The sequence below is a fragment of the Massilia sp. P2_C2 genome (assembly GCF_056404615.1).
In genome coordinates, this window is record NZ_JBFUDR010000295.1 from 1 (window position 1) to 7772 (window position 7772).

4 protein-coding genes, 3 tRNA genes and 1 pseudogene are annotated in these 7772 nt (G+C 67.0%); 7 read left to right on the top strand and 1 reads right to left on the bottom strand.

Features of this window, described 5'->3' with window-relative positions; genetic code table 11:
• The 3 genes and pseudogenes from AC1DYX_RS25040 to AC1DYX_RS25050 all read left to right on the top strand — a co-directional run.
• Window positions 1–352, top strand: a pseudogene (locus AC1DYX_RS25040) (J domain-containing protein); the annotation flags it as partial.
• Between the two features lie 131 nt (window positions 353–483).
• Window positions 484–2118, top strand: a complete 1635-nt coding sequence (locus AC1DYX_RS25045; protein WP_477263916.1) for a tetratricopeptide repeat protein — start codon at window positions 484–486, stop codon at window positions 2116–2118.
• A gap of 5 nt (window positions 2119–2123) precedes the next feature.
• The gene (locus tag AC1DYX_RS25050) at window positions 2124–3680 is read left to right on the top strand and encodes an HDOD domain-containing protein (RefSeq protein ID WP_477263918.1); all 1557 of its coding nucleotides are present in this window, start codon (window positions 2124–2126) and stop codon (window positions 3678–3680) included.
• Here the strand turns inward: AC1DYX_RS25050 and AC1DYX_RS25055 are convergent.
• Window positions 3646–6882 (bottom strand): EAL domain-containing protein, encoded by a 3237-nt coding sequence (locus AC1DYX_RS25055; protein ID WP_477263920.1) that lies wholly within the window; start codon window positions 6880–6882, stop codon window positions 3646–3648. The genes AC1DYX_RS25050 and AC1DYX_RS25055 overlap by 35 nt on opposite strands.
• Window positions 6883–7091: 209 nt before the next feature.
• Here AC1DYX_RS25055 and AC1DYX_RS25060 point away from each other — a divergent pair.
• The 4 genes from AC1DYX_RS25060 to AC1DYX_RS25075 form a co-directional block, all read left to right on the top strand.
• Window positions 7092–7176: transfer RNA gene (locus AC1DYX_RS25060), tRNA-Tyr, on the top strand.
• A 51-nt stretch (window positions 7177–7227) separates the two neighbouring features.
• A tRNA-Gly gene (locus AC1DYX_RS25065) sits at window positions 7228–7301 on the top strand.
• 12 nt (window positions 7302–7313) lie between these two features.
• Window positions 7314–7388 (top strand) — tRNA-Thr (locus AC1DYX_RS25070).
• 81 nt (window positions 7389–7469) lie between these two features.
• Window positions 7470–7772: GTP-binding protein (locus AC1DYX_RS25075; protein WP_477263922.1), on the top strand; the 303-nt coding region annotated here is incomplete at its 3' end.

Sequence of the window (7772 nt, forward strand, 5' to 3'; positions counted from 1 at the left end):
TTGCGATACCGACCTGCAGGCCCAGGTCGCGCCGACGGGCGATCCGTGGCCGGCGCAGTCCGGTTATATCGATGGCTATCCGCTCGGCAACCAGGGCGACGAAATGCAGGTGCTGGTCGACAACAGCAACAATCCGTCGCCCGTGCTCGTCAAGATCTACGACCTGGACCGCCGCTCGAACGTGCGCCACGCCTATGTGCTGGGCCGCGCCAAATTCCTGATCGATAAGCTGTCGGCCGGTAAGTACGAAGTCCGTTACCAGAACATCATGATCGGCGGCGCCCGCCCCGAATGCGTCAACGGCCAGCACGCGCCGCTGCGCCAGGCGGCGGCCCGCCAGCCCGGCGCCTGACGCGTGCCGGTCCTCGTGTGACCAGAAGTGTGGTTTTTTGCGACATTAGCTGCGCGCAGAATTCAAGAAATTAGTTCCCTGGACGTAATATACTCGGTAGACCAAGCAGGCCCATGACGGAAAACCGGGATATGAACGAACTTGACGGCCTCACCGCCCTGATCATCGAGCCGCATGCCGGTATGCGCTCGACGATCCATAACATGCTCACCATGTGCGGCCTGAGCAAGATCGACCACGTCGGCAGCTCGAACCAGGCCGTCAAGCACCTCGGCACGAAGCCCTATGACCTGATCCTTTGCGAATACGCGCTGGAAGGCGGCCAGGACGGCCAGCAACTGCTCGAGGACGTGCGCCACCACAAGCTGATGCCGCTGTCGACCATGTTCTTCATGGTCACGGCCGAAGGCGATTCCGGCAAGGTCGTCAGCGCCGCCGAACTGGCGCCCACCGACTACATCCTGAAACCGTTCACGGCCGACCGCCTGCTCGAACGCGTCGCGCGCGGGCTGGAGCGGCGCAACGCGCTGCTGCCCGTGTACGAGCTGATGGAGGCGGGCAGCCAGCGCGAGGCGATCGGCGCCTGCGTCGAGGGCGAGGCCCGCCATCCGCGCTACCTGGTCGACTTCATGCGCCTGCGCGCGGAGCTGCACATGTTCCTCGGCGAACCCGCCGAGGCCGAGCCGATCTACCGCCAGCTGGTCGAGAGGAAGGCCATCGCCTGGGCGCGCCTGGGCCTGGCCAAGACCCTGTTCCTGCGCGAGCGCTACGACGAGGCGCGCGACATGCTCGAGGACCTCGTCGAGTCCAACGCGAACTTCGTCGACGCCTATGACTGGCTGGCGCGCACCCACGAGGCGATCGGCGCGCTGGACGCCGCGCAGGCCGTGCTGACAGAGGCGGTGGCGGTCTCGCCGCACGCCGTGCGCCGGCTGCGCAAACTGGGCGAGACGGCGCTCGAAGCGGGCGACCACGAGACGGCCGAGAAGATCCTGAAGCAGGTCGTCAGCAAGGCGAAATACTCCGAGTTCAAGGACCCGCAGGACCACGTGCGCCTCGTGCAGACGCTCGTGCGCAAGGGCGATCCCGTGCAGGCCGCGGCCGTCATCCGCGACCTCGACAAATCGATGGCGTTCCAGAAGCACACGCCGCTGTGCAGCGCGATCGCATCGAGCCTCGTGCACGAATACACGGGCAACGAGGCGCGCCTGGCCGAGTCGCTGACGACGGCGCTCGCGGCCAGCAAGGATGCGCCCGACCTGCGGCCCGACATCAAGCTGGAGCTGGCGCGCACCTGCATCGAAAACGGCATGGAAGAGGGCGCGGCGGAAGTCGTGCGCGACGTGATGCGTAATGCGCAGAACGGCGCCGCGGTGGCGCGCGCGATGGCCGTGTTCGAGAAGGCCGGACAGGCCGAGATGGCGCAGAAGCTGGCGATGGAAAGCCGTCAGCAGGTGGTCGACCTGGTCGCCACCGGCGCCGCCAAGGCGAAGAGCGGCGACTACAAGGCTGCCGTCGTGCTGATGCAGGAAGCGGCGACCAAGCTGCCGGACAATCCGCAGGTCGTGTTCAACGCCGCGCTGGCGATCCTGAAATGCCTGGACCACGATGGCTGGGACGAGCGCCTCGGCCAGCAGGCCAGCGACTACATCGCCGGCGTGCGCCGCCTCGATCCGGTCAATCCCAAGCTGCCCGCGCTGGCCGGACTGCACCGGCAGATCCTCAAGAAATACGACAAGAGTCCGCGCGTGAAGAAGGCCGGCTGAACATCATGACGAACCAGAACCCCGGCCCGCCGCCGGACGGGCGCCGCGTCCGCGCCGCGCTGCTGCAGAAAGTCTGCGGCAACGAGGAGATGTTCGCGCTCGGCAGCGCCATCGCGCGCGTCGTGCAGATGGCCACGTCGGACGACCAGGGCACCCACGACCTCGCGCACTATGTGCTGTCCGACGTCGCGCTGACCCAGCGCATCCTGCGCCTGGCGAACACGGTGCGCTATCGTACCGCGTCCGGTACGTCGGTCACGACCGTGTCGCGTGCGATTTCCCTGCTGGGCTTCGACAACGTCCGCACCGTCGCGCTGGCGATGCTGCTCGTCGACGCGCTGGCCAGCAGCGATCATGCGTACAGCGTGCGCATGGAACTGGAAGCGTCGCTGTGCGCGAGCCTCGTCGGCCGCGAGATGGCACGCCACAGTTTCTACCAGGGCGCCGAGGAGGCGTCGATCGCCGCGCTGTTCAAGAATCTCGGTGCGCTGCTGGTGGCGTCGCACGAGCATGACCGCTACCGCGAGATCCAGGCGTTGATCGCCACCGGCAAGCATACGGATGCGCAGGCCGCGCAGATGATCCTCGGCTGCAGCTTCGATGCGCTGTCCGAGACCGTGCTGGGCGAGTGGAAGATCCCGGACGTGATCACGCGCGCCCAGCGCCCGCTGGACGGTGGCCCCGTACTGAAGCTGGCCGTCAACCGCGGCGAGTGGATGCGCCAGGTGGCGTCGTTCAGCGTGGACGTCGCGCGCGTGCTGGGCAGTACCGCCACGCCGTCCGACTCGCCGCAGGCGCAGGCGCTGCTGGTGCGCTATGGCGCCGCCCTGAACATCGGTGCGCCCGAGCTGGACGAGCTGTTCGAGACGGTGGCGTTCGAGCTGAAGAGCCTCCTGCAGAGCATGAACCTGCAACCGATGCCGCGCCGCGCGCCGCAGGACGACAAGGGCGGCCTGCCCAACGTGCTGCTGCTGGCCACCCTCGGCGCCGGCGAGGAGGAAGAGCAGGGCAGCTACCCGAGCGGCAAGCCGAAGAACGCACGCGACCTGCTGCTGGCCGGCGTGCAGGATGTCACCCAGATGCGCGCCTCGGGCGAGAACAAGGTCAACGACGTCGTGCTGGCCGTGCTGGAGACGCTGTACACGGCGCTCGGCTTCCGCTTCGCGACGGTCGTGCTCAAGGACGTGCGCGCCGGCCAGTACCGGGCCCGTGTCTCGTTCGGCCTCACGCAGGCGCGCGTGCAGGAGGGCTTCGCGTTCCCGCTGGCCGCGCCGGGCGACAAGTCCGGCCGCGACCTGTTCTACCTGGCCATGGAAAACGACGCCGACCTGATGATCTCGGATGCGCGCGGCGCCAAGATCCGTGCCCTGCTGCCGGCCTGGCACAAGGCGCTGCTGCCGGACGCGCAGAGCTTCATCGTACTGCCGCTGGTGATCGGCAAGGTCCAGCTGGGCCTGTTCTACGCCGACCGCACGGAAACGGCGCCGGAAGGCGTGCCGCCCGACGAGACGGCCCTCATCAAGGCGCTCAAGGGCCAGGTACTGGCAGCTCTCGCGCCCTGACGAAGTCGCGGAATTCGCGCGCCGGCATCGGCCGTCCGAACAGATAACCCTGGGCTTCGTCGCTGCGCCGGTCGCGCAGGAAGTCCCATTGCGCGTGCGTTTCCACGCCTTCCGCGATCACGCCCAGCCCGAGCGCGTGGGCGAGGCTGATGGTCGCGTCGACGATGGCGGCATCGTTCGGATTCGTCTCGAGGTCGCGCACGAAACCGCGGTCGATCTTGATGCGGTCGATCGCGAACAGCTTCAGGTAGGCCAGCGAGGAATAGCCGGTGCCGAAGTCGTCGATGGCCAGCTTGAACCCGCGTGCGCGCAACTGCTGCAGCAGGCGGCGCGTGTTTTCCGGGTCGCGCATCGCGGCCGTTTCCGTGATCTCCAGTTCCAGCCGTGCCGGGTCGATCGCGTGCTCCTCGAGCAGTTCGTCCAGGCGCGAGAGCAGGGCGTCGCCGGAGAACTGGCGGGCCGACAGGTTCACGGCCAGGCGCAGCTGGTCCAGGCCCTCGTCCTGCCACTCGGCCAGCATGGCCATGGTGCGCGCCAGCACCCAGTCGCCGAGCGGCAGGATCAGGCCCGATTCCTCGGCGATGGGGATGAAGCGTCCGGGATCGACGTCGCCCAGCTCCGGGTCGTGCCAGCGCAGCAGCACCTCGGCGCCGATCACGCGCCCGCTCTCGAGGTCGACCTGGGCCTGCAGGTACAGGTCGAAGCCGCCGCTTTCCAGCGTGGCCCACATGCGGTTTTCCAGCATCAGGTGCTCGTGCGTGGCCGCGTTCATCGCGGGCGAGAAGAACTGGAAATTGCCGCGGCCCTCGTGCTTGGCCGCGTACATCGCCATGTCGGCGTGGCGCAGCAGCGTGTCCGCGTCGGTGCCGTCGTCGGGGAACAGGGCGACGCCCACGCTGGCGCCGCTGTGCGCCGTCGTTCCTCCCAGCCGATATGGCTGGCGCAGCGATTCCACGAGGCGCATCGCCACCGCCGACACCCGGTCCGGGGATAGCGGGCCGCCCAGCACGATAATGAATTCGTCGCCGCCGAGGCGGGCGAGCGTGTCGACGTCGCGCAGCAGGTCCTTCATGCGCGCGGCGGCGCCGACCAGCAGCTGGTCGCCGGCCTGGTGGCCGAGCGAATCGTTGATCTTCTTGAAGTGGTCCAGGTCGATGAACAGCACCGCCAGCGCCTGCCGCGTGCGCCGTGCCTGGGCGAGCTGCTGCTCCAGGCGTATGCCGAGCGCATGGCGGTTCTCCAGGCCCGTCAGCGGATCGTGGTGCGCCAGGCGGTGGATGCGCGCCTGTGCGCGCTGCTGCTCCGTCAGGTCGCGCAGGATGCACACGAACAGGCGCTCGCCGGGCAGGTCGACGGTGGATACCGACACCGCCAGCGGCAACGGCTCGCCGCGCGCATTGCGGCCTTCCAGATGGCGCTCTTCGGGCCGCGCCCGGGCCAGGCGCGCGAGCACCGCCGGCCCGTCGTCGCCCCCATGTCCGGGCACCAGGGTCGTGAGCGGGAGGCCGGGCAGGTGGGCCGCCGGGTAGCCAAACAGCGCCGCCGTGGCGCGATTGGCGGCCTCTACGCGTCCGCGCGCGTCGACGGTGACGATGGCGTCGGCGGCATTGTCCAGGATCGCTTCCAGGCGCCCCGTGCGGTCCGCCACCTGGGCTTCGATCTGTGCGCGTTCGCCGCTGACGATCAGCATCAGCGCGCCCAGCAGAGCGGCCAGCAGCAGGCCCGTCGTCAGCACGATCCAGCTGGCCAGCCCCCGTTCGCCTTCCATGTAGGCCGGCGTCGGCGAAAAGCGCAGTTGCAGGGTGCGTCCGCCATACTCCAGCCGGACCGTGTAATCGGCGCGGCTCGGGTGGCGGTTCGGCTCGCCCGCCAGCATACGCGGGGCGCCTTTGGTCGTGTCGGCGAGGCTGACGTCGAAGCCCGGAAAACCGGCGCGCTTCACGGCCTGCTGGACGAAGGTGTGCGTATCGAGGATCAGGGTCAGCATGCCCAGCGGCGGCTGGCCCGGTTCGCCGACGACGCGGAACAGGGCGATGCCGTCGGAACCCGTGGCGAACAGTGTGATCGCACCGGTGGCAACAGGATCGGTGCTGACCAGCGCCTGCGCCACTGCCTCGCTGCGGCCGGGGGCCGCGAGGAAGTCGAGGCCGCGCGCGAACATCCTGTTATGCGGCCAGGTGTACAGCATCGGCAGGTAGAGTGTGCGCGTGCCGGCCGGGTGAAGCGTTTGGCTCGGGCTCAGGTCGCGCAGCCCCGGGAAATCGGGATCGACGTTCTTGCGGACCCAGTCCTCGAAGGTCGTGCGTTCCGCATTCGTGACGGGTACCAGCCAGTCGATGCCGACGATCTCGGGGCGACCGTCGACATAGCCGCTGGCCGTGCGCAGGAAGCGATCGCGCCCCATGAAGCGGTCTTCCTTGCCGAGCGCGCGGGAGAACGTGTCGACGAAGCGTTCGTGCTCGCGCAGCTCCGCCTGTAATTCGTCTGCCACCTGCTGTGCCTTCAGGCGATAGGACTGCAGGTATTTCTGGTGTTCCCACTGCACGGTCTGCTCATAGGCGACGATGACGACGCCTGCCGCCAGCAGCAACGGCAGGGCGACGAGGCGCGTGCGCCGCCGCCACAGCTGGCGCGGCTGTCCGCACACGATCCACACGAGCGGCGCCGCCAGCAGCACGCCGACGGTGTCGCCGGCCCACCAGTTGATCCAGTTCGGTGCGCGTTCGGCGGCCGTCACCAGGCCCAGCCGGTAAAGGGAGGCAATGTTGCACGTGGCGTTGACGAGGCAGAACACGGGCGCCAGGGCGAGGAAGCGGGCGACGTCGCGCGCCGTGCCGAGCGCCGGGTCGGCCATGCGCCGGAACCAGCGCGCGCCGAGCCAGGCCTGGAGCACCGAGCCCAGCGTGGCGACAATCATCGCCGTGACAGCTTTCCATGCGGTCGTGTCGGGGTCGATCCAGCCGTCGGGCAGGTGCGTCAGGACGGCGCCGATGGCGATGCCGGGAAGGACGCGCCAGCCGAACACGACCGCCAACGCGAAGCCGACGCCGGCCGGCAGGTAGACCGGCGTGGCATACCCGGCCGGCAGGGCGAGGACATGGCTGAGCAGGCGCGTGCCGAGGTAGACGACGACGATCGCGACATTGGCCAGCCACGGGTGGGGCCTGTGCCTTTCGTGTGTGCCCGTGCGGTTCAGGTCCATGGGAAACACCCTTTGACGTATGCACAGTGTACGCGTAAATAGCGTTGCAACGGATCAGCCAGTCATGTTTATTGCAAACAGCCCTTGCGGACTTGTACTCCGGTCGCTACAATCACGCCCCGAAGCAACGACACTGTTTGAGTTTGATCAGATCAAACAAAAGCAGTTGACGAAGTGTTTATATTGCTTCATACTCTGCGGTTCTTCGCGGTGGGGTGGCCGAGTGGTTAAAGGCAGCAGACTGTAAATCTGCCCTCTCTGAGTACGCTGGTTCGAATCCAGCCCCCACCACCAAATGCGTGGATCGTGTAGTGAATCGAATGTTGTAGCTGAGACGTACCTCGCGCGGGTGTAGCTCAATGGTAGAGCTGAAGCCTTCCAAGCTTATGACGAGGGTTCGATTCCCTTCACCCGCTCCAGTTTCAAAATAAGCCCTTGTAGCTCAGTGGTAGAGCACTCCCTTGGTAAGGGAGAGGCCACGTGTTCAATCCACGTCAAGGGCACCAGAATTTAAACGGCTGTCGGCAGTTTCGACCGTCAGGTGTGCCTGGTAATTTTCAATATCGTTAGGATCTTAGGAGTCTAGAATGGCAAAGGAAAAATTCGAACGGACCAAGCCGCACGTGAACGTCGGCACCATCGGTCACGTTGACCACGGCAAAACCACCCTGACGGCTGCAATCGCGACCGTTCTGTCGAAGAAATTCGGCGGCGAAGCCAAGGCGTACGACCAGATCGACGCGGCTCCGGAAGAGAAAGCACGCGGCATCACGATCAACACCGCGCACGTCGAGTACGAGACGGCCAACCGTCACTACGCTCACGTCGACTGCCCGGGCCACGCCGACTACATCAAGAACATGATCACCGGTGCTGCCCAGATGGACGGC

Bases quoted from the DNA above. Each gene is read 5' to 3' on its own strand.
- AC1DYX_RS25045 (WP_477263916.1), top strand. From the start codon at position 484: ATGAACGAACTTGACGGCCTCACCGCCCTGATCATCGAGCCGCATGCC.
- AC1DYX_RS25055 (WP_477263920.1), bottom strand. From the start codon at position 6,882: ATGGACCTGAACCGCACGGGCACACACGAAAGGCACAGGCCCCACCCG.
- AC1DYX_RS25050 (WP_477263918.1), top strand. From the start codon at position 2,124: ATGACGAACCAGAACCCCGGCCCGCCGCCGGACGGGCGCCGCGTCCGC.